General features: G+C 62.1%; 1 protein-coding gene. It reads left to right on the top strand.

The annotated features are described in order from the left end of the window. On the top strand, positions 1-788 hold a 788-nt coding region (nirK, locus tag DDE77_RS19270), incomplete at both ends, for a copper-containing nitrite reductase (RefSeq protein WP_108399106.1).

The following is a 788-nucleotide window of genomic DNA, read 5'->3' as shown; positions in this document are numbered from 1 at the left end:
GGGGACAGCGTCTACCGCTATTGGACGTTCAACGGCCGCGTACCGGGCCCTTTCATTCGCGTGCGCGTCGGCGACACGGTTGAGTGCTACCTCCGCAATGCCGAGGACAGCTGGATGGCCCACAATGTGGACTTCCACGCCGCAACTGGCCCTGGCGGTGGTGCCGTGCTCACCACCTCCATGCCAGGCGAGGAACATGCGTTCCGCTTCAAGGCACTTAACCCCGGGCTTTACGTTTACCACTGCGCCGTTCCGCCCGTGGCCATGCACATCGCGGCCGGCATGTATGGCCTGATCCTTGTGGAGCCCGAAGACGGTCTTGCTCCTGTGGATAAGGAATTCTACGTCATGCAAGGCGAGATCTACACCGAGGAACCCTTCGGCACGCCGGGCCTGCTGACCGAGAGCTACGACAAACTGCTCAACGAACGCCCCGAATATTTCGTGTTCAACGGACACGTTGGTGCCCTGACGGAGCACTTCCCCTTGAAGGCCAAGGTCGGGGAAACGGTGCGCATCTTCTTTGGCGTCGGCGGCCCGAACTTCACCTCCTCCTTCCACGTGATCGGGGAGATCTTCGACCGCGTCTACCAGGCCGCCTCGATCACCAGCCCGCCGCTGACCGATGTTCAAACCGTGACCGTACCTTCGGGCGGCGCCGCCATCGTCGAGTTCAAGTGCGAAGTACCGGGACAGTACGTTCTTGTGGACCATGCCCTCTCGCGGGCTGAACGCGGGCTGGCCGGCTACCTGATCGTGGAAGGCGAGGAACAACCCGACATCTTTGG

Origin of the sequence: Devosia submarina, from assembly GCF_003056345.1 — a bacterium.
Taxonomy (GTDB): Bacteria; Pseudomonadota; Alphaproteobacteria; order Rhizobiales; family Devosiaceae; genus Devosia; species Devosia submarina.
Note: the sequence above shows the minus strand (reverse complement) of the source record. Positions and strands in the feature narration are given on the sequence as shown.